The following is an 18,849-nucleotide window of genomic DNA, read 5'->3' as shown; positions in this document are numbered from 1 at the left end:
AGGTATAATATGGTGTTGTAAAAGAAATGATTGTAATTATACATACTGTAGGTTGAGTTTTTGTAATATGGAGGGAAACAACATGAAAACAACGATTTCAGAAGTACATAAATATGTTGACCAAGATGTTAAGATTGGTGCATGGTTAGCAAATAAACGTTCTAGTGGAAAAATCGCTTTTCTTCAGCTCCGTGATGGGACAGGCTTTATTCAAGGCGTTGTTGTTAAGGCAGAAGTTGAAGAAGAAGTATTCGCAAAGGCTAAGTCAATTACACAAGAAACATCATTATATGTAACAGGAACAATTCGAAAGGATGAGAGATCTCCTTTCGGCTATGAACTTGCCGTGAAAGATATTGAAGTGATCCATGAATCGGTAGATTATCCAATCACACCTAAGGAACATGGAACAGAATTTCTAATGGACCATCGTCATCTATGGTTACGTTCTAAACGCCAGCATGCGGTAATGAAAATACGTAATGAGATTATTCGTGCAACATATGAATTTTTCAATAGTAATGGATTTACGAAGGTTGATCCACCAATTCTAACAGGAAGTGCTCCTGAAGGAACGACAGAACTATTTGCGACGAAATACTTTGATGAAGATGCATATCTCTCACAAAGTGGTCAGCTTTATATGGAAGCTGCTGCTATGGCATTAGGAAAGGTATTTTCTTTTGGTCCTACTTTCCGTGCAGAGAAATCAAAAACAAGACGTCATCTTATTGAATTTTGGATGATTGAACCAGAGATGGCTTTCTATGAATTTGAAGATAATCTTAAGGTTCAAGAGGACTATGTATCATTTATTGTACAATCTGTATTGAAGAATTGCTCTTTAGAGTTACAAACACTTGGAAGAGATACTTCAAAGTTAGAAAAAATTGTTGCACCATTCCCACGTATTTCTTATGATGATGCAATCAAGTTTCTACATGAAAAAGGATTTGATGATATCCAGTGGGGCGATGATTTTGGTGCACCACATGAAACTGCAATTGCAGAAAGCTATGACAAGCCAGTATTCATCACACATTATCCAACGAAGATAAAACCATTCTACATGCAACCAGCACCAGACCGTGATGATGTTGTCCTTTGTGCGGATCTTATTGCTCCTGAAGGATATGGTGAAATAATTGGAGGATCTGAGCGTATTCACGATCATCAATTATTACAAGCTCGTCTTGAAGAGCATGGATTAACAAGTGATGCTTATAAATGGTACAATGAATTACGTCAATATGGATCAGTTCCACATTCAGGTTTTGGTTTAGGTCTAGAAAGAACGGTTGCCTGGATTAGTGGCGTTGAGCATGTAAGAGAGACAATACCATTCCCACGTTTATTAAATCGTCTATATCCATAAACTAAAAAAGCGAAAAGGTTCCCGACTAAGGGAATCTTTTTCTTATGAACAAGGGTGATTGACCAATTATTTCATTCATTCTTACATGAATAAACATGTTATACTGAATGATGAGGTGTATAAAATGAATAAAGAAAAATTAATTGAATGGTTTCAAGAGGGGAATATTTCCATTCCTAAACTTTTAATCGTTAAATATAAAGCACTTGGATTAAATGAGGATGAATTTGTCCTATTATTACAAGTAATGACTTATATCCAAAATGGGAATTCTTTTCCAACGCCAGCAGAATTATCAAAAATCATGACATTAACTGATACAAATTGTTCTGATATACTACGAAAGCTTATTCAAAAAGGATTTCTTGCCATAAATGAGGAGCTTGATGAAAGTGGGATCCTTTATGAGCGCTATTCGCTAAATCCATTGTGGGATAAAATCATTCAAATGCTACTATTTGATGACATGAAAAAAGAACAGGCGATAAATCAAAAGGATGAAGAGGATTTATATAGTATATTTGAAAAAGAGTTTGGCCGACCACTGTCTCCATTTGAAATAGAGTCGTTAACAATGTGGCTAGATCAAGATCATCATGATCTGGCAATCATAAAAGCTGCATTACGTGAAGCCGTCATGTCAGGAAAGCTTAATTTTCGCTATATAGATCGGATATTATTTGAATGGAAGAAAAATGGAATTCGTACGATTGAACAAGCACAGCAGCATTCTCAGAAATTCCGCCAGCATCAACAAAAAACGAAGACTACACAAGGCCAACCAAATGAGTACAAACGCTCGATTCCATTTTATAATTGGTTAGAATCATAAAAAAACGTTTGAAAAACTGATAGGTGATATGTATGTTAAATAAAACGCAAATTAGATATTGTTTAGATACAATGGGAGAGATGTATCCAGATGCACATTGTGAACTCGTCCATAGTAATCCATTCGAATTAGTAATAGCTGTAGCATTATCGGCTCAATGCACTGATGCTTTAGTAAATAAAGTAACAAAATCATTATTCCAAAAATATAAAACTCCAGAGGACTATCTAGCTGTGTCTCTTGAGGAATTACAAACCGATATTCGATCCATTGGCTTATTTCGTAATAAAGCAAAAAACATCCAAAAATTATGTCAATTGCTGCTAGATGAATATGGTGGTGAATTACCAGCTGATCGAGACGAATTAACAAAGCTCCCTGGAGTAGGTAGAAAAACAGCAAATGTAGTCGTGTCTGTCGCTTTTAATATTCCAGCAATCGCAGTTGATACTCATGTTGAAAGAGTAAGTAAACGCTTGGCGCTATGTAAATGGAAAGATTCGGTATTAGAAGTGGAGAAGACGCTTATGCGCAAAATACCGAAGGAAGAGTGGTCTGTTACTCACCATAGAATGATTTTCTTTGGTCGCTATCACTGTAAAGCTCAGAATCCACAGTGTGAAATATGTCCATTATTAGATGTTTGTAGAGAAGGGAAGAAACGAATGAAGGGAAGAGAGCGTGTTGAAGCAAAATAGTAGCATGCCAATTCCTACAAACTTTCGCCATTCTTTATTTTTTGAAGACGAGTGTGAACTTCCTATAGATCCGATAGAAAATGAAACAGATACAAAAAATATTTTATTATATTCTCAGTTTATTTTTGATATTAGAGCATTTGAAAAAGATAGTATTAAGCCTTGGGAACATTTCGATAAATTTCAGCCTATTTTAATGATGTTATGGGAAGAAAATCAGCTTGAGTTAACTGATTTATTTAAGCAAAGGAAACGTAAGGATGCAAGACCATTAATGATTCGTTCATTGGGTTATTATCTTCAATTTTTATGTTGGTCCAATGAACAACCAGTTACTGATTTAGTGAATTTGGAAAAAGTTACATTATCGATAAAAAATAAACCAATCAATTTAAATGAAAGACTTGGATTCATCTTTGCAAAACCAGATCATTATCATTCATATATTCAGCTTGTTCAATTATTTGAAGAAAGTGTAAAGCTTTACTTTAAGGAGCAGTCAATAAGAAAAATGAATAAATAAAAAAGATGGCATCTGCCATCTTTTTTATTTATTCATTATTTGCGTCTGTCTCCTCAGTATCTTCATGCTCTGTATCACCATCACCTGGTGGTGACACTGGTGGAACAATAATATCAGGAATACCATCTTCGTTAGAATCCTCACCATTATTTTGTTCATCTTCATCTTCATGTTCTTCATTAGGATCAGGAGGAGTAATATCGATTTCATCCTCAGGTTTTGCTGGGATAACTATTTCCTGAACTCCTGGTTCACTTTTGTTTTCTTTGTTTGAATTACTTATTGCAACAATCTGGTAACGGTAGATTGCTTCTGGAATTGGATCTTTAATTGTAAAGGTTAATTCCTTTGTTTCACCTACAACCTTATAGCTTCCTTCATCAATTGATTCACTAATTTCAAATGTTACGTCAGCTAATTTATCCTCTAGAAAATTCCAAGATAAGCTGATCTGATTCGATTCTTCATCATAATTAATTTTTATATCAGATGGAGCATCGAGCTTTTGATATTTATCTGATTGTTGTGTAGGCTCTGTTCCCTTTAGGAAATATTCATGTACTATTTGATTTTTTGGCGTAAATTCACTAGCAAGCTTTGCAGGGTTTGAACCTTTTTCAACAGCGATTTTTACAACGCTATTTGGTACCGCAAAATCAGGCTTTTCCTCATCTTCTGTTAAGTAAGTGATGATGTTTCTAAACAATAGCTGTGGGATTTTCTGATATTCACGCTCGACCGGAATTTTATTATCACTATAGCCTGCCCAAATGGCAATTGTATAATTTGGGGTATAGCCCGAAAACCATGAATCAGGAACACCACCATTTTTAATATTAAATTTCTCTATGTCTGCACTGGTATAATTTGTAGTTCCTGTTTTTCCAGCGATATTTAATCCAGGGACATTGGCGTTTGCATGACCAGTACCACCAGGTAATAATACAGATTTCAGTACATCAGTAATCATAAATGCTGTAGAGTCTTTCATAACAGCGTCAGGAGTAGGGGCTGTCTTTACTTCAGTTTCATCTGGATATACGACCCGTTTAACCGCATGTGGCTTAATGAAGACACCTTCATTACCAAATGTACCGTACGCCCCAGCCATTTGCAAAGGAGATATCCCTTTACTTGTTCCACCAATCGCATATGCCTCATTTATAGGTTCGTCAAAAGGGATGCCTAGACTAACAGCAAATTCACGTGCGCGCTCTAAACCAACCTGTTGAAGTGCTTTTAAAGCAGGGATATTTCTAGAATCAGCTAGTGCAGTTCTAACTGACATTTGCCCTTTATGTTTTCGATCATAGTTGTTAATTGGTGTTCCACCAGAATAAGTATATGGTTCATCAACAATTTGTTCATACGTAGACCATTTTAAATATTCCATTGCAGGAGCATAGTCTAATATTGGCTTAATGGTCGAACCAGGTTGATTAGAAGATTCCAAAGCAAAGTTTCTGCGCTTCGTTTCAGACTGCTTTCTTCCTCCACCTAAAGCAAGAATTTCACCAGTTTTTGTGTTAGTAAGTGCAATACCAGCTTGAAGTTGATCATCAGGATAATTAATGACTTCATCTGAATTTAATAAATGATCGATATAGCTTTGGGCTTCTGGGTCAAAAGAGGTGTAGATGGTTAATCCTGCAGTATACACGTCAATATCACCGAGCTCTGCAATTTCCAATTTCACTTGATCTAGGAAGGCTTCGATAGGTTGTGCCTCAGGCTGTGCGTCAACAAGAGAGTCTTCCAATGGAATTTCTTTTGCTGCTGCTGCCTCTTCATTAGAAATAAAGCCATGATTAGCCATTTGATTTAAAACAACATTACGTCGGTTTTGTGCACCTTCTGGATTTGTAAATGGATTATGCATACCAGGATTTTGACCAATACCAGCTATTAATGCTGCCTCATGAAGCTCTAGTTCAGATAGTGTCTTGCCAAAATAGATTTCAGCTGCTTTAGCAACTCCATGTGTATTTCCAACACCATAATAGATTTTATTTAAATACATTTCTAAAATTTGATCTTTTGAGTACTTATTTTCTAGCTGGAAAGCTAGCCATAATTCTTGAACTTTTCTCTTGAGTTTTTTCTCAGGGCTCAAGAACGAATTTTTTATTACCTGTTGAGAAATCGTACTTGCTCCTTCTGCTCCATAGCCTTCTTGGAAGTTTGCAACGACTGCTCCCCCAAGTCGTATAATATCAAGACCATGGTGTTCATAGAATCTAGCATCTTCGATTGCAATAACAGCATTTTTCATATCATCAGGAATTTTGTCAATCGATACATAGGTTCGTTTTTCGACACCGAACTCATAGATTTTATTGCCATCTTTATCAAGAACCTTTGATGAGATAGGGTCTTTCAAAAGGGCCTCATCCAGAGCCGGGGCATCCTTAGCCATAATATAAAAGGTTGTTGCACCTGCAACCATGCCAAAGATTCCAAGTATTAATAGTACTAAGAACACTTTTTTAAGGATGGCAAGCTTATTCTTTTTTTGCTTTTTTGTCTTTTTTGTTGCATTTTTTCGCTCTTCGCGACTACGGTATTTTTCAGACATCATCTTTCCTGCCTTTCAAAAGCTTCTAAAAATATAGTTTATCAATAACTTTCAGATAGTCAATCCTGGGTTGATAACCTAGAATGATTTTATGTCCATACTGATCAATTTCATCCATTTTTATTGATTTTCTGCCACCTGAAGTCTGTCGATCCCAAAAGAAAAGCAAATGCTTTGCTTCTAAGAAATAGATTTCATCAAGAGTAGAAAAACGTAATAAAACGAAACATACACCGTTTTGACTTAGAACATCTCTCATATGTGTAATTTGATGCTCGTGAAAGTTTTGAAGGGGAAAGGAGGTTTTGTTTTTTGTTTCCTTTGCTTCGAAATCAATATACTTTCCCTTATATATTCCATTATAGTCGGTTGTTGATGCTTGTTTAAAGTATGCCTCTTTTATTACTGCAGCACTTCTTTTTGGATAATTTACATTAACAATTTGTACAGGTGTAGGCTTTTTATGAATGACTGCATATTTGTTCTCAAGATAATACCTGTTTGTTTCGTTAATGTCATCCTCTAAAGTCATTCCTCTGTTACTGTATACATGCTTTTTTTGATAGGGTACGCTTTGGTTTTCTTTTTGTTTGTATAGTTTTCCGTTCGGGTATCGAACATTCATTAGGATCACTCCTCCTAAAAACCTATTATCTATAATAGCAGAAATAAGCAATGAATAGGTGGAATTATTTATCACAGCATGTATGGCACTACTTAGATGATACGTAAATCATACTCTATTTTCGGGGATTATACGAATCTTTCGTTTACATACATGAAAGTATCTTTTTTGCTCAAGCTATTACGTAGGAAGGAGGAATTCCGATGGGTGATCGACTCTTTAAACGAAATTTGAAGGAGGTAATCGAAAGGAGGAATAAGTTGCAATCATACTCCTCGGTCGAAAAAGAAATAATTAATCAAATCAGAACCGAAACGGATAAACAAAATATTGATAACATCTCTAGAACGAAAGCATATCTACTGTATTTTGATCGAAATAGAGAAATACCTTGGGCCTTTTTAGCGAGCATGGTCTCTAGAAATGCTGGGTGGAACATGACAGATTTAGAAGGAAAGTGGTTTCCTCAAATTCTAAATGCATATTATCGAAGATGTTTATTTATGTCCTATGAACGTGCAAATTGGCTTATTTTCAATGATGCTTTTCCACAGCTTTTATTATATGAAATCACAAAGGAGAGGGGAGAGTCTTTGTTTCATTTATCTAAAGCTTTTGCAATATCTACTTTTATTGAATCAGAATGGGAGATTTTTTTATCAGGGGAGGATCAAGAACGTTTGATGATTTCTCAAATCATTAATGAACAACATATCATTCAAAAGCCAGTAATCGAACATCCCTTTTATAAAAAACAAGTATTCACATCTACTATTTATAAATTACAGGATTGGTTTCATTTCAGCTCTGTCCTTTTTCCAGTAATAAAAGGGGAGCTATACGGTTTTTCTGTTCATGATTTTCGTAAAGTTTCAAAGAGAATCGAATTAGGTACAAAGCTTGCACAGCTTTTATTTCACCCAAAATACTATCCATCCTTTTATCAATTTGCGATAACAACAGAACATACTGGCTCTCGTCTTGATTATGAACAATATGTGTATCCAACGAAAAAAAGAGACACTCCATTTCTGCGTACAACGTTCCCTATTATTAGGCATCATATAGAAAATCAAAAAGATTGGTATCCATTATCAAATGTCAAACGCCGGTGGTACAATCGTTCTTTGAACTTAAATAAAGAGAACATAGAGATGACTTCTTGGTATGAGCATAAACAGAAGCAACTTCAGCTTGGAATAACTTTAGAGCATACTTTCAAACAATGGCAGCTTCACTAAAAAAGAAAAAGAGCTATGACACAGTAAAAACTGTCTTAGTAGCTCTTTTGATCATTATGCTTAAGTAGAAGGACGATTTGGACCATTCAATTTTTTGTCACCAGTTCCAGGTGCTGATTCTACCTCGCGTTGAGATTGTTGTTTCTTTTTATTTTGATTTTTTGCCATCATTAACACCTCCTAAAATTAGTGTAGACAATCACTCTTATTTCATTCTATAAAATATAAAAAGTTGTCGTCGAAATTTGTTAAACTCAACAAAAAACCACTTTCTTTGCCGAATAAAAACTAGTTTTGTCAGGTGTGAAGGGAGTCTTTAGCAGCTTAGAGAATATATATTTAAAACGTAATACGGGAGGTATAAAAATGAACTCACTCATTACAAAAACTAATGTGATAAATGAAATCGATGGAATTCTTAATTTAACTAGTCAACTAAACGAAAAGGTGCATCATCAAACAAATCAAATGGTAAATGAATGTATGAAGGGTCATTTAGAGGAAATTGCGAGAATGGCTGGAGAATTACGAAAGATTGATTTACGTTTAAACGAGCGTGGAGAAAGAGGAAATAAGAAGAAGCAAAAGAATCAGCCCTTCATATATAAGTTAAGCTATTAATTATTAATACACTGTTATTTCTGCTACAATAGGATTGTAGGGGTGAACAGAAATGGGAGATAGTAGCTTATTAGGGTACACGAATAAATTAGTTAATTATATTGAGGAAAGTTATTTACGCTTTCAACAACTACTTGAAGATGAAACGATAGAGTATGATTTTTTTGAAGATGTTAAGCCTTATGCTGATCAGGTGAAGGAAGTTGCTGATAAGTGGAAAATGACTGCAGATATTTGGATAAAGGAAGAAAAACCAAAATATCTTCATGCTTCACAAATCGAGACTACATATGATCATATATTGAATATGTCAGTCGGAAGTTTTTATCGTTATACAAAACGAAAGAGATTCAAAAACACTTATCAATCAATTTTATATGTATTAAACCAGATTGTTGATCAAAATAAATAAACAACTTTTAGTCTGAAATCCCAAATGGTGAATTCAGGCTTTTTTCAATTGATTATAAAAAAAGAGAGAGAAACATTCTCCCTCATTACTATTGTTCAATATAATCTTCAAATACATGATGAGGTTTACTTGCTCCTTCACACTCTAAGAAACGAATGACATTTCTGTATTCTATAATGGTGATAGCCCCATTTAAGTATTGCTGTCTTGCAAAGTCTAATAAATCATTATTGTCTATTGGTTCATAATTCTTTACAGAGATAAATGAGTTGCGAAGCTGTTGAATAAGCATTTTGAAACCTCCTTTACATGTCTTGATAGAATCGTATCATGAAAATGCATGATTAGAGATTTTTTGTAAAATTTTAACTTCCGACAGAGTTTGACATAAATCATCTCCTGTTTCAATAGACGAAAACCACACTTTCCACCATTTTTTGCATAATCTGTAGTAAATACAATGTAGGGGGAAGTATAATGAACCAAAACAAGTCCAATAATTATTATCCAATAAATCATCAAAGGGAGTTTCAATCTCCGTATAGTCAAAATAGATACATGAACACCAATTTTCAACATCAGTACCCACAAGGTGGATTATATTCACATAATGGGTATCAGCCACCAATTGGTGGATATCCATATTCACAAATAAATCCACTTAATCCTCATTCGCAACAAGGAATGTATCAACAGTACCCAACACCCTATCCAATGAATTATCAAATGACACCACAGCAGGCATCAGGTTTCCAATCTTTCTTATCTCAATTCAAAACAGAAGAGGGGACTTATGATTATAACAAGATGATGGATACAGCAGGGCAAATGATGGGGGCTGTAAATCAAATCAGTGGGTTAATCAAGGGCTTCTCTAGTGCATTTAAATCATAAGTATGAAAAAAAGTGTCTGATATGAATTGATCAGACACTTTTTCCTATTTGTATTTTGAGGATTTTTGATAATTTTTTGCTAATAATGCCATTACTTCGTTATAAGACATCCCTGAGTTTGCATTTAATCTCTTAACTTCTTCAACATTTGTATTTGAATATTGTTTCGTACTCCAAGTATTCTCTTGCATGATTTTCCCTTTCTTTCCTTAATACAATAATTCGTAAACCTCATTTAATTCATCAACACGTTTGTAATCTCTCTCATCCATCGCATAACTAATTTCATCTGGGAGAATCTTGTTAAGAAATGACACCTCATCTTCAGTTAAATCCCTTATAAACGAGGTCTCGTTTTCATACCATGACCATATCACTCCTACTTCTTCAAATCAGATTTTCCGTTAATAAAATATGGATTTTCATCTGTTGGGTCCTTTGGATCAAGATTGGTTTTTATGACAAGTGTGGGTTCTGGACTTGGATTTGCAATGATTCTGTCGTTTAATTGATTAAAATCAGGTATGTCTTGTTTATCTTGTTTGTCTTTCATAATAACACCTCCTAAAAATAGGGTGCTAAAAAAAATTGAAAGTATGTAAGGAAAGTTTCATAAGTCAAATAAGCACCACTTGCTCCTGTGGTGCTAGACATGTATGAATTGAGGTATTTTCATTAATCTGTAATTTTAATTTGTCGTCGAGGCGGGCGAGGTATATTTATAATCAATTGTCCATTTTTATAGGAAGCATTAATTTGGCGTTCATCAACACTAAAAGGGAGTGGGATTGTCCTTGATGATTGATTAAAAGATTGTTTCCTAAAATAGTAGTTATTTTTTTCATTCTTTTCTTGAACATCTTCTTCATGTTTTATAGAGATTGTAATCGCACGAGGTGAATAATCTAGATTGATTTGTTCTTTTTTGATTCCAGGTAAATCAGCAGTAATCACCAACGCTTGGTCTGTTTCTTTCATACTAATTGCAAAAGTGGGGATTGGAAAAGGTTGTTCGAAAAATTCATCAATCGATTCCATTAAACGCTTCACTGGTATTTGATTAAAGAAATCATTCATGGATTTCATTAGTGGATTTGTTGAAATAGGTTGATGCTTTTTAGAAGGTTGCTTTTTTTGATTTTCGCTCATGTATGTTCACTCCTTTTGGGCAATCTCGTTTTATAAGTAGTGTATTCCAGCCACAAAAATGAGGTCTAGGCAAACTCATCAATTTTAGAAAAAGGTAATAGGAGATATTTCGGAAAATAAAACGTTTTATTATACATATATTCGTTCGTTTTTCATCATCATAAGTGTACAAGAATGTTACGAAGGTGATTTCATTGGATAAAACATAGTGATTTATTTTTTAAATATGGGTGATTATTTAAGAATCAAAAATTTCATATTTAAAGGAAATTAAAAATGAATAATGACAGAGACAAAACATTAGAAGTTGTATTATGGAGTATTGCTTTTCCGGGATTTGGTCAGTTGCTTAATAAGCAGGTCATAAAAGGGCTTGCCTTTATCTTTTTTGAAGTAGTCATTAATGTTTTCAGTAAGTTTAATACAGCGATTTTGCTAAGCTTTATTGGGGATATTCAAGGTGCAATAGAGATCACTAATTATCAGTGGTTGATGTTCTATCCATGTTTGTATATGTATGCGATTTGGGATGCATATAAGTATTCTAAGAAGAGGGAAGAAACGAAACCATATATTTTTCTCCCTTTAGCTTTTGCTGCCTATTTTGTGACGATTGGACTGATGTACTCATTTAAGCTGAAGTTGTTTGGGATTCTCTTAGGACCAGTATGGTTACCGATTCTGTTTGTCATACCAGGGATAACAATAGGCTATTTGATTAGAACCATTATACTCCGAGTAAAGGCTATATAGTTAATGCAAAGGAGGGCTCCGATTGATAAGGTAAGTATCAATGGGGACCCTCCATTTTTTAATCTTCAATTGGTAGATGAAGCTTACAATATTCAGCGATTATTTGTTCTTCTTCTTCCTCTAGTTCAAAGTCCTGTACTGCTTCAGTCACTTTTTCTATGATGTAGTACTGCACAAGGCGTGCATCTGACTGATTGACAGCATAGATGGCTTTGATCTTCAATCCGTGATCAGAGTACAATTCATCATCTTCTGGTACATCAATATTTAATATGTATTCAAAGCGATCTCCGATTAGGATGCCTGTAGGGTCAATTAGTTTTTCTACTGTATGACTTGTAATTGTTATCATGATTTTCATTCCTTTTCGTGCAATTGTTTGTCTCTTTATGTTGTCCGTTTCGTGTTAATTATACACTATTATTGATTGATAAAACATAATATCAAAGAGTGTGGTATAATATATAGTATAAGATAAAATTTAAAGGGTGGATTTTTTGAAAAACAAGAATAAGTTCCATAGTGGAGAAGCAGTAAAGATACAATTAACGAATGAATTGGTTACAATTAATAAATGGCAGTATATTAATAACATGAAAAAGTACTCTTATACTGTAAATGAGCATCCTTCGACTTTTTATTTTGAAGAAGAACTTGCCAAGAATGATTAATTCTTGAATACCATTGACCTACTTTTGATTAAGTAGGTTTTTTTAATGTATAAAACAACAAAAAAACAGGCTCTAATGAAAGAGCCTGTTTTGAATGGCAGTAATTAATTAAGCTTTTTGAACGTTAGAAGCTTGAGGTCCACGAGCACCTTGCTCAACGTCGAAAGTAACTTTTTGACCTTCGTCTAAAGTTTTGAAACCTTCACTTTGGATAGCTGAGAAATGTACGAATACATCGTCACCATTTTCACGCTCGATGAATCCAAAACCTTTTTCTGCATTAAACCATTTTACTGTACCTTGTTCCATTTTTGTTGCCTCCTAGTGTGTTTCACACAATGTATTACTATCCTTGCCCAAAGTGATCATCAAGACGAAAAGTCAAAACTTACTATCCTTTACACCGAACAAAAATAATTCTATCTCATCATAACAGGAAATAGACAGGAATGCAAATTTAGTTTAAAAATAGAAAAATTAGAGGAGGAAAAGCCATATTAATCACATTTTTTAAATTTATTAATATATAGAATATAGGACTAATGGGGGGTGTTGGGATGGCAGTTGTTAAGGCAACTGAAGCTGATATTGATCTTTTAGCAAGATTACTAAGAGCTGAAGCTGAAGGTGAGGGCGTTCAAGGCATGTTGATGGTCGGAAATGTCGGTATCAACAGAATTAGAGCAAATTGTTCTGATTTTAAAGGTCTTCGTACGATTGAGAACATGATTTATCAGCCTCATGCTTTTGAAGCGACGACGAAAGGCTATTTTTATCAACGAGCTAGAGAGAGTGATAAGGAATTGGCACGTCGAGTGATAAAAGGTGAGAGGCTATGGCCATCAAAATTTAGTCTTTGGTATTTCAGACCATCTGGGGATTGTCCAGCACAATGGTACAATCAACCACTTGTTGGAAGATATAAGCTTCACTGTTTCTATGAACCAACAGCAGAAGAATGTGAAAATATTTATAATACCTTTTAAAATGTAAAACATAGTATAAGTTGCTTTTATACTATGTTTTTTCATGTGACTAAAAATGGGGTTGACATGAAACCAAATGGTTTCGTAAAATAAACACGAAACCATTTGGTTACATATAAAACGGAGGTATTATTTAGTGGATAACAAACACACTGGAACACCAGAAATTCGTAAAAATGTTGTATTTAATGCAAAAATTGAGAAGGTTTGGTCTGCTGTTGCTACACCAGAGGGGATAAATTCATGGTTTATGCCTAATGATTTTAAACCAGAATTAGGATATGAATTTACGATTCAATCTCCATTTGGTCCAACCCCATGTAAGGTAACCGAACTCGATCCACCAACACACCTTACCTTTTCTTGGGGAGTAGCTGGTTGGGTAGTTTCATTTGAATTGAAGGATCTGGGTGATAAGACAGAATTTACTCTAATCCACGCTGGTTGGGGAGAACCTAACGAAATCATCCCTGGACCAGGACCTGGAAAAACTCATGCGGAAATTCGAGATACGATGAATAATGGATGGGAATCAATCGTTAATATAAGACTTCGTGAAGTGGTAGAGGGCTAATGTCTGCGATTCATAAGCATGATGTTTTTCAAGCGATTGCAGATCCAAATCGACGGAAGATGCTAAAATTATTAGCTGATCAGGAATTATCTGTGACAATGATAAGTAATCACTTTCCAATGACTCGAACAGCTGTTTCAAAACATTTGAAAATATTACAAGAATCAAGCCTTGTTAGTGTTGAGAATGTAGGGAGAGAAAGAAGATACCGACTTCAGCCAGAAGCTCTCCTTGAACTGAAACAGTGGTTATCTTTCTACGAACAATTTTGGGATAATAAAATTTCAATGCTCAAACATATGGTTGAAGATGAAACAAATAATTGACTTGTACAGTCTCGTCCTTGTATGAAATAGGACGAGATTTTTTTATTTTATAATAGATGATGATTATGTTAAATTGTTAAATAGATTTAATACCATGAAACCCTTAGGGAAAGGGAGCAGAAAAATGAATATAAGAGTGAACAAGAAAATGATAGAAGAAATGTGCGGCTCTGTTTCCTTAAAAAGAGGGGAAGCTTTTTATCGTTCAAATAAAGTTTCATTTGAGGAACATGATTCTAATTATTGTCAGGCAGTAGTGTCGGGTATAGAGGATTTTTATGTGAAAGTTGAAAAAATCGAAAGTAGTAGATTTATTGCAACTTGTACCTGTCCAAAGTTAGGCTCCTTTCAAAAGGATTGTCAGCATATCGCTGCAGTATTACTTTCAATACATGAACATCAGTTAAAGGAAACAGAATCTGTTAATAGAATTGAAAAAAAATCTGAGTTAAAAGCAACGAAAGGACCAACTAATGATTGGTTAACTCTATTTGATGACAAACAGGTTCGTAAAAGTGTACAGCAACGTTATTTTGAAAATCGTACGATCCTAGATATAGAGTTCAAATGCAGTCCAATCATTCTAAGTAAAAACAACCAAATGATCGGAATTGAGTTAAGAGTTGAAGGCACTGCTGTGAACAATATTAGCCATTTTCTAGAGAATCTAAATGAAAATAGGGAAATCGTGCTTTCTGATACCTTGATATTTAATCCTAATTTGTATTGTTTTGATCGAGAGTCAGATGTCATTTTACAACAACTTGCTCAAGTATCTCATGATCACTCAATAAACAGTCAATCAGAGGCTGGAAGTTCGTCTAATATACTCTTGCTTCCACCAAGTCTGTGGCTGCGATTTATGCCATTACTGAGTAATGCACAACATATAAAGCTTGAGTACGATGGGAAAATATTTGATCAGATACAATTTACAAACAACCTTCTTCCGCTACATTTTTCCTTTAGTAAAAAAGAAACACATGGCTATCAATTATGGATTCTGGGCTTGAACGACTTATTGGTTTTTCAAGCATATCATTCTGTGCTACTAGAAGATACATTCTATCATATAGAAGCAGATGACTTTAGACGTTTACTCGAACTAAAGCAAATGCTAGACCAAGCAGGTTCAACTCACCTTCCTATTACAAAGGAGCAAGTTGGTTTTTTTCTAGAGAAAGTAGTACCAGGATTAAGAAAATTGGGTGTTGTTGAAATATCTAAGGAAATTTCTGCTCAAATGGTTAAGACACCATTAACAGCAAAGCTATTTTTGGATCGAGTAAAAAACCGCTTGCTTGCAGGTTTAGAATTTCAATATGAAAATATCGTGATTAATCCTCTGGATGAAAAGCAAACCAATGGTCCGTTATTATTTAGAGATAAAGAAAAGGAAGCGGAAATTCTCGAACTAATGAATAAGAGTTTATTTTCAACAACAGATGGTGGTTATTTTATCCACAATGAGGAGTTGGAGTATGAATTCTTATACAATATAGTTCCTAAGCTTCACAAGTTGGTACAAATTTACGCAACAACAGCTGTTCGAAATCGAGTTTTTAGAGGGAATCCTAGTCCGAAAATAAGAGTAAAGGTACAGAAGGAGAGAACCAATTGGTTAGAATTTAAATTTGAGATGGACGGTATTCCAGAACAGCATATTCGTGAAATACTCCAAGCACTTGAGGAAAAACGAAAATATTATCGTTTAAAAGAAGGGGCATTACTTTCATTAGAAACAAAAGAGTTTGAGGAAATTAATCGTTTTCTACATGCACTTCCAGTACAGTCAGATGATTTAGAGGCTGGCTTAAATTTGCCGTTTGTTCAAGGTTTTCAGTTACTTAATGATGGAGAAGATAATCGTATATTTACATTTGAAGACTCGTTCCAACAATTTATAGACGAAATCAGTCATCCACCTAAGGCGGATTATAAAGTCCCACAAAGGCTGGATACAGTCCTTAGAAATTATCAAAAGCATGGCTTCAGGTGGATGAAGTCGCTTGCCAAACATGGGTTCGGGGGCATATTAGCCGATGACATGGGCTTGGGTAAAACTTTACAGAGTATTTCTTTCATCGTCTCAGAGCTTAAGGAAATCCGTGAAAAAGAAAAAGCCATTCTTGTCGTTTGTCCATCGTCTTTAACGTATAACTGGCTAAGTGAGTTGATTAAATTTGCCCCAGAAGTCGAAGCAATTGTAATTGATGGTAATAAACAAGAAAGATCTCATTTACAACAGGATGTATCAGCTATCGATGTTATTATTACATCTTATCCATTACTTAGAAAAGATGTTGCATGGTATGAGAAACAACTTTTCCACACCGTGTTTTTTGATGAAGCTCAAGCCTTCAAAAACCCAATTACACAAACAGCAAGAGCTGTAAAGCGTATTAAAGCAGAGCATAAATTTGCACTTACAGGAACTCCAGTAGAGAATTCAATCGAAGAATTATGGTCAATATTTCATGTGGTATTCCCAGAGTTATTCCAAGGCTTAAAGGAATATAGTCATCTCTCAAGAAAAACAGTGGCAAGAAGAAGTAGGCCGTTTTTACTTCGTAGGGTGAAGGAGGACGTGTTAGAAGAATTACCGCAAAAATTAGAGCGAATAGAAGCAGTTGAATTAATGCCCGATCAGAAGAAGCTATATGCTGCATATTTGGCTAAGCTACGTCATGATACGCTCAAGCATCTAGATAAGGATACTATAAGAAAAAATCGGATTAAAATCTTAGCTGGTATTACAAGATTAAGGCAAATTTGTTGTCATCCTAGTTTATTTGTTGAAGGCTACAAAGGAAAATCAGCTAAATTTGAGCAATTAATGAAGATATTAAAAGAAGCAAAGCATTCCGGAAGAAGGGTATTGATTTTTTCTCAATTCACGAAAATGCTAGATTTAATTGGTAATGAGCTTGCTATACAAGAGACACCGTTTTTCTATTTAGATGGACAAACACCTTCGGAGGAAAGAGTTGATCTGTGTAATCGATTTAATGCAGGGGAGCGTGAGGTGTTTCTGATTTCATTAAAGGCAGGTGGGACAGGTTTAAATGTCACTGGAGCAGACACAGTCATCCTTTATGATATTTGGTGGAATCCTGCCGTAGAAGAACAAGCCACTGCTCGTGCACATCGAATGGGTCAAACGAAGGTTGTCGAGGTCATCAAACTAATTACTACTGGAACTGTAGAAGAGAAAATGAATGAGTTACAGGATAAAAAACGCGATTTGGTTAGTGAACTAATTGAGTCAAGTAATCAATCGTCATCAAGTCTTACTGAAGAAGACATCCGTGACATTCTTAAGATTGAATAAAGAGGTAAGCATGATTAGCTTACCTCTGTCTAACAACAGCTAAAGAATAAACTCTTTTAACTTAAGCCAAAAGCGGGTTTTCTTAACAACCAACTAAGACTAAAAATCATTTTACGTAATGAGAATCTAAAAGACATTAAGCTAAATCTCATTGAAGTAATGAAGTGTAAAAGAGTATTCATCAGGTTAACCCCTCTCACATGTTGTTAGTAGGTGAATAAACACCTGTCATAGTTTGTCCGACAGAAAAGAAAATTATTAAAACATACTTAATTGGTAATTATTTGACAGTAACTCTAATAATTTAATACCAGCTATGCTATTTCCTTGCTCGTTTAATGCGGGGCCAAAGATGCCAATTCCAAATTTGCCAGGAACGGCTGCCATTATTCCACCTGAAACTCCACTTTTTGCTGGTATCCCTATTTTGATGGCAAATTCTCCTGAAGCATTATACATTCCACAAGTGACCATAAATGTTTTACATATTCGAGCAATGTCTGAGGGAATAATTTGTTTACCACTTATAGGATCCACTCCATCCATTGCAAACACGACTCCGATTCTTGCTAAATCTAGAGAATTCATTTCAATGGCACATTGTTTTGTGTATAAATCCATTAGCTCTTCAACATCTTCATTTATGATTCCATTTTGCTTCAAAAAATAACTTAATGATCGATTTAAGAACGCTGTTTCAAACTCAGAACGTGACACATCCTCTGAATAAAAAACTGTTGAATCATTTGTAAGTTCTCTTACAAACTCCAACAGTCTTTCTAATCGTTGTTTAACAGAATCCCCTTTAATCATGTGTGTTACTGCAAGTGCACCTGCATTAATCATAGGATTTAATGGTTTTGAAAGCGCCATCGTTTCTAATTTCACGATTGAGTTGAAAGGATCACCAGTTGGTTCCATACCTACTTTTTCAAAGACGTAGCTAGGTCCTCTATCCATCAGGACGAGGGCTAATGTGATTACTTTCGATACACTTTGAAGTGTGAATTTCTTTTCAATATCTCCTGCTGAAGTGCACTCTCCATTAGGGTAGTGGATAGCAACAGCTAGATCATTAGGATTTGCTTTTCCTAATGCAGGAATATAATCAGCAACTTTTCCTTTTACAGTACATCTTTTTGCTTCATCAACTAGAGCTTGTAACTCTTCACTTGTTCTACATAACATTCATATCACCCATGTTAGTATGAGCTAAGTTTACTTTTATATGAAAAATGAATTGTATTACTTTAATTAATCTGA

The 18,849-nt window shown here is 34.8% G+C and carries 24 protein-coding genes; 14 read left to right on the top strand and 10 right to left on the bottom strand.

The window, feature by feature from the left end; translation table 11 throughout:
* The first annotated feature begins 82 nt into the window (after nucleotides 1–82).
* The 4 genes from asnS (at nucleotide 83) to F7888_RS14835 (ending at nucleotide 3,428) form a co-directional block, all read left to right on the top strand.
* The gene (gene asnS, locus F7888_RS14850; protein WP_191780739.1) at nucleotides 83–1,375 is read left to right on the top strand and encodes an asparagine--tRNA ligase; all 1,293 of its coding nucleotides are present in this window, start codon (nucleotides 83–85) and stop codon (nucleotides 1,373–1,375) included.
* 124 nt (nucleotides 1,376–1,499) lie between these two features.
* Nucleotides 1,500–2,207, top strand: coding sequence for a DnaD domain-containing protein (locus tag F7888_RS14845; protein WP_191780737.1), 708 nt, complete (start codon nucleotides 1,500–1,502; stop codon nucleotides 2,205–2,207).
* 32 nt (nucleotides 2,208–2,239) lie between these two features.
* Complete coding sequence (gene nth / locus F7888_RS14840; protein WP_191780735.1) at nucleotides 2,240–2,905, top strand: endonuclease III; 666 nt, start codon at nucleotides 2,240–2,242, stop codon at nucleotides 2,903–2,905.
* Entirely contained in the window at nucleotides 2,892–3,428 is a 537-nt protein-coding gene (locus F7888_RS14835) for a YpoC family protein (RefSeq protein WP_191780733.1), read from the top strand. Before nth ends, F7888_RS14835 begins: the two co-directional genes overlap by 14 nt.
* Before the next feature lie 28 nt (nucleotides 3,429–3,456).
* Here the strand turns inward: F7888_RS14835 and F7888_RS14830 are convergent, their stop codons facing one another.
* Complete coding sequence (locus F7888_RS14830; RefSeq protein WP_225228820.1) at nucleotides 3,457–6,003, bottom strand: penicillin-binding protein 1A; 2,547 nt, start codon at nucleotides 6,001–6,003, stop codon at nucleotides 3,457–3,459.
* A 25-nt stretch (nucleotides 6,004–6,028) separates the two neighbouring features.
* The gene (gene recU, locus F7888_RS14825) at nucleotides 6,029–6,628 is read right to left on the bottom strand and encodes a Holliday junction resolvase RecU (protein ID WP_191780731.1); all 600 of its coding nucleotides are present in this window, start codon (nucleotides 6,626–6,628) and stop codon (nucleotides 6,029–6,031) included.
* A gap of 203 nt (nucleotides 6,629–6,831) precedes the next feature.
* Here recU and F7888_RS14820 point away from each other — a divergent pair, with 203 nt between their 5' ends.
* From F7888_RS14820 to F7888_RS14810, 3 genes are all read left to right on the top strand, one after another.
* On the top strand, nucleotides 6,832–7,869 hold the full coding sequence (locus tag F7888_RS14820; protein ID WP_191780729.1) for a DUF2515 family protein: 1,038 nt from the start codon (nucleotides 6,832–6,834) through the stop codon (nucleotides 7,867–7,869).
* A gap of 366 nt (nucleotides 7,870–8,235) precedes the next feature.
* Nucleotides 8,236–8,490 carry a hypothetical protein gene (locus tag F7888_RS14815; RefSeq protein WP_191780727.1) on the top strand — a complete coding sequence of 85 codons (255 nt, stop codon included), beginning with the start codon at nucleotides 8,236–8,238 and terminating at the stop codon, nucleotides 8,488–8,490.
* 52 nt (nucleotides 8,491–8,542) lie between these two features.
* Nucleotides 8,543–8,902 carry a YppE family protein gene (locus F7888_RS14810; protein ID WP_191780725.1) on the top strand — a complete coding sequence of 120 codons (360 nt, stop codon included), beginning with the start codon at nucleotides 8,543–8,545 and terminating at the stop codon, nucleotides 8,900–8,902.
* An 88-nt stretch (nucleotides 8,903–8,990) separates the two neighbouring features.
* On the opposite strand, the gene yppF is transcribed toward F7888_RS14810, so the two are convergent.
* Nucleotides 8,991–9,194, bottom strand: a complete 204-nt coding sequence (gene yppF, locus F7888_RS14805) for a YppF family protein (RefSeq protein WP_191780723.1) — start codon at nucleotides 9,192–9,194, stop codon at nucleotides 8,991–8,993.
* 185 nt (nucleotides 9,195–9,379) lie between these two features.
* Here yppF and F7888_RS14800 point away from each other — a divergent pair, with 185 nt between their 5' ends.
* Nucleotides 9,380–9,796, top strand: coding sequence for a YppG family protein (locus tag F7888_RS14800; RefSeq protein ID WP_191780721.1), 417 nt, complete (start codon nucleotides 9,380–9,382; stop codon nucleotides 9,794–9,796).
* 44 nt (nucleotides 9,797–9,840) lie between these two features.
* Here the strand turns inward: F7888_RS14800 and F7888_RS14795 are convergent, their stop codons facing one another.
* The 4 genes from F7888_RS14795 to F7888_RS14780 all read right to left on the bottom strand — a co-directional run bounded on the left by F7888_RS14795 (nucleotide 9,841) and on the right by F7888_RS14780 (nucleotide 10,945).
* Nucleotides 9,841–9,987: a hypothetical protein gene (locus F7888_RS14795; protein ID WP_191780719.1), complete on the bottom strand. Its 147-nt coding sequence runs from the start codon at nucleotides 9,985–9,987 to the stop codon at nucleotides 9,841–9,843.
* Nucleotides 9,988–10,005: 18 nt separating this feature from the next.
* A complete protein-coding gene (locus F7888_RS14790) occupies nucleotides 10,006–10,173 on the bottom strand; it encodes a hypothetical protein (protein WP_191780717.1) in 168 nt (55 codons plus the stop codon).
* Nucleotides 10,174–10,175: 2 nt separating this feature from the next.
* Nucleotides 10,176–10,349 carry a hypothetical protein gene (locus F7888_RS14785; protein ID WP_191780715.1) on the bottom strand — a complete coding sequence of 58 codons (174 nt, stop codon included), beginning with the start codon at nucleotides 10,347–10,349 and terminating at the stop codon, nucleotides 10,176–10,178.
* Between the two features lie 122 nt (nucleotides 10,350–10,471).
* Nucleotides 10,472–10,945: an Hsp20/alpha crystallin family protein gene (locus tag F7888_RS14780; RefSeq protein WP_191780713.1), complete on the bottom strand. Its 474-nt coding sequence runs from the start codon at nucleotides 10,943–10,945 to the stop codon at nucleotides 10,472–10,474.
* 276 nt (nucleotides 10,946–11,221) lie between these two features.
* On the opposite strand from F7888_RS14780, the gene F7888_RS14775 reads away from it, so the two are divergent.
* Nucleotides 11,222–11,698 (top strand): hypothetical protein, encoded by a 477-nt coding sequence (locus F7888_RS14775; protein ID WP_191780711.1) that lies wholly within the window; start codon nucleotides 11,222–11,224, stop codon nucleotides 11,696–11,698.
* 58 nt (nucleotides 11,699–11,756) lie between these two features.
* Here the strand turns inward: F7888_RS14775 and F7888_RS14770 are convergent, their stop codons facing one another.
* On the bottom strand, nucleotides 11,757–12,050 hold the full coding sequence (locus F7888_RS14770; protein WP_225228819.1) for a DUF6509 family protein: 294 nt from the start codon (nucleotides 12,048–12,050) through the stop codon (nucleotides 11,757–11,759).
* A 145-nt stretch (nucleotides 12,051–12,195) separates the two neighbouring features.
* Between F7888_RS14770 and F7888_RS14765 the strand changes: the two genes are divergently transcribed.
* Nucleotides 12,196–12,369, top strand: coding sequence for a hypothetical protein (locus F7888_RS14765; protein WP_191780709.1), 174 nt, complete (start codon nucleotides 12,196–12,198; stop codon nucleotides 12,367–12,369).
* A gap of 108 nt (nucleotides 12,370–12,477) precedes the next feature.
* Here the strand turns inward: F7888_RS14765 and F7888_RS14760 are convergent, their stop codons facing one another.
* Complete coding sequence (locus F7888_RS14760) at nucleotides 12,478–12,678, bottom strand: cold-shock protein (protein ID WP_191780707.1); 201 nt, start codon at nucleotides 12,676–12,678, stop codon at nucleotides 12,478–12,480.
* Between the two features lie 248 nt (nucleotides 12,679–12,926).
* Here F7888_RS14760 and F7888_RS14755 point away from each other — a divergent pair, with 248 nt between their 5' ends.
* From F7888_RS14755 to F7888_RS14740, 4 genes are all read left to right on the top strand, one after another.
* Nucleotides 12,927–13,355: a cell wall hydrolase gene (locus F7888_RS14755; RefSeq protein WP_191780705.1), complete on the top strand. Its 429-nt coding sequence runs from the start codon at nucleotides 12,927–12,929 to the stop codon at nucleotides 13,353–13,355.
* 136 nt (nucleotides 13,356–13,491) lie between these two features.
* Nucleotides 13,492–13,929, top strand: a complete 438-nt coding sequence (locus tag F7888_RS14750) for an SRPBCC family protein (protein WP_191780703.1) — start codon at nucleotides 13,492–13,494, stop codon at nucleotides 13,927–13,929.
* Nucleotides 13,929–14,255 carry an ArsR/SmtB family transcription factor gene (locus tag F7888_RS14745; RefSeq protein ID WP_191780701.1) on the top strand — a complete coding sequence of 109 codons (327 nt, stop codon included), beginning with the start codon at nucleotides 13,929–13,931 and terminating at the stop codon, nucleotides 14,253–14,255. The genes F7888_RS14750 and F7888_RS14745 overlap by 1 nt, the downstream gene beginning before the upstream one ends.
* 124 nt (nucleotides 14,256–14,379) lie before the next feature.
* Complete coding sequence (locus F7888_RS14740; protein WP_191780699.1) at nucleotides 14,380–17,586, top strand: DEAD/DEAH box helicase; 3,207 nt, start codon at nucleotides 14,380–14,382, stop codon at nucleotides 17,584–17,586.
* Between the two features lie 258 nt (nucleotides 17,587–17,844).
* Here the strand turns inward: F7888_RS14740 and glsA are convergent, their stop codons facing one another.
* A complete protein-coding gene (glsA, locus tag F7888_RS14735; protein ID WP_191780697.1) occupies nucleotides 17,845–18,774 on the bottom strand; it encodes a glutaminase A in 930 nt (309 codons plus the stop codon).
* Nucleotides 18,775–18,849 lie beyond the last annotated feature (75 nt).

The sequence above is a fragment of the Litchfieldia stipae genome, assembly GCF_014837155.1.
In the GTDB taxonomy this organism is placed as follows: Bacteria; Bacillota; Bacilli; order Bacillales; family Bacillaceae_L; genus Litchfieldia.
This window is presented reverse-complemented; position numbering and strand designations above follow the sequence as displayed.

What these genes read in the sequence shown, in the direction of transcription:
- asnS (WP_191780739.1), top strand. Translation starts at nt 83, where the DNA reads ATGAAAACAACGATTTCAGAAGTACATAAATATGTTGACCAAGATGTT.
- F7888_RS14845 (WP_191780737.1), top strand. Translation starts at nt 1,500, where the DNA reads ATGAATAAAGAAAAATTAATTGAATGGTTTCAAGAGGGGAATATTTCC.
- nth (WP_191780735.1), top strand. Translation starts at nt 2,240, where the DNA reads ATGTTAAATAAAACGCAAATTAGATATTGTTTAGATACAATGGGAGAG.
- F7888_RS14830 (WP_225228820.1), bottom strand. Translation starts at nt 6,003, where the DNA reads ATGTCTGAAAAATACCGTAGTCGCGAAGAGCGAAAAAATGCAACAAAA.
- recU (WP_191780731.1), bottom strand. Translation starts at nt 6,628, where the DNA reads ATGAATGTTCGATACCCGAACGGAAAACTATACAAACAAAAAGAAAAC.
- F7888_RS14820 (WP_191780729.1), top strand. Translation starts at nt 6,832, where the DNA reads ATGGGTGATCGACTCTTTAAACGAAATTTGAAGGAGGTAATCGAAAGG.
- F7888_RS14815 (WP_191780727.1), top strand. Translation starts at nt 8,236, where the DNA reads ATGAACTCACTCATTACAAAAACTAATGTGATAAATGAAATCGATGGA.
- F7888_RS14810 (WP_191780725.1), top strand. Translation starts at nt 8,543, where the DNA reads ATGGGAGATAGTAGCTTATTAGGGTACACGAATAAATTAGTTAATTAT.
- yppF (WP_191780723.1), bottom strand. Translation starts at nt 9,194, where the DNA reads ATGCTTATTCAACAGCTTCGCAACTCATTTATCTCTGTAAAGAATTAT.
- F7888_RS14800 (WP_191780721.1), top strand. Translation starts at nt 9,380, where the DNA reads ATGAACCAAAACAAGTCCAATAATTATTATCCAATAAATCATCAAAGG.
- F7888_RS14795 (WP_191780719.1), bottom strand. Translation starts at nt 9,987, where the DNA reads ATGCAAGAGAATACTTGGAGTACGAAACAATATTCAAATACAAATGTT.
- F7888_RS14785 (WP_191780715.1), bottom strand. Translation starts at nt 10,349, where the DNA reads ATGAAAGACAAACAAGATAAACAAGACATACCTGATTTTAATCAATTA.
- F7888_RS14780 (WP_191780713.1), bottom strand. Translation starts at nt 10,945, where the DNA reads ATGAGCGAAAATCAAAAAAAGCAACCTTCTAAAAAGCATCAACCTATT.
- F7888_RS14775 (WP_191780711.1), top strand. Translation starts at nt 11,222, where the DNA reads ATGAATAATGACAGAGACAAAACATTAGAAGTTGTATTATGGAGTATT.
- F7888_RS14770 (WP_225228819.1), bottom strand. Translation starts at nt 12,050, where the DNA reads ATGATAACAATTACAAGTCATACAGTAGAAAAACTAATTGACCCTACA.
- F7888_RS14760 (WP_191780707.1), bottom strand. Translation starts at nt 12,678, where the DNA reads ATGGAACAAGGTACAGTAAAATGGTTTAATGCAGAAAAAGGTTTTGGA.
- F7888_RS14755 (WP_191780705.1), top strand. Translation starts at nt 12,927, where the DNA reads ATGGCAGTTGTTAAGGCAACTGAAGCTGATATTGATCTTTTAGCAAGA.
- F7888_RS14745 (WP_191780701.1), top strand. Translation starts at nt 13,929, where the DNA reads ATGTCTGCGATTCATAAGCATGATGTTTTTCAAGCGATTGCAGATCCA.
- F7888_RS14740 (WP_191780699.1), top strand. Translation starts at nt 14,380, where the DNA reads ATGAATATAAGAGTGAACAAGAAAATGATAGAAGAAATGTGCGGCTCT.
- glsA (WP_191780697.1), bottom strand. Translation starts at nt 18,774, where the DNA reads ATGTTATGTAGAACAAGTGAAGAGTTACAAGCTCTAGTTGATGAAGCA.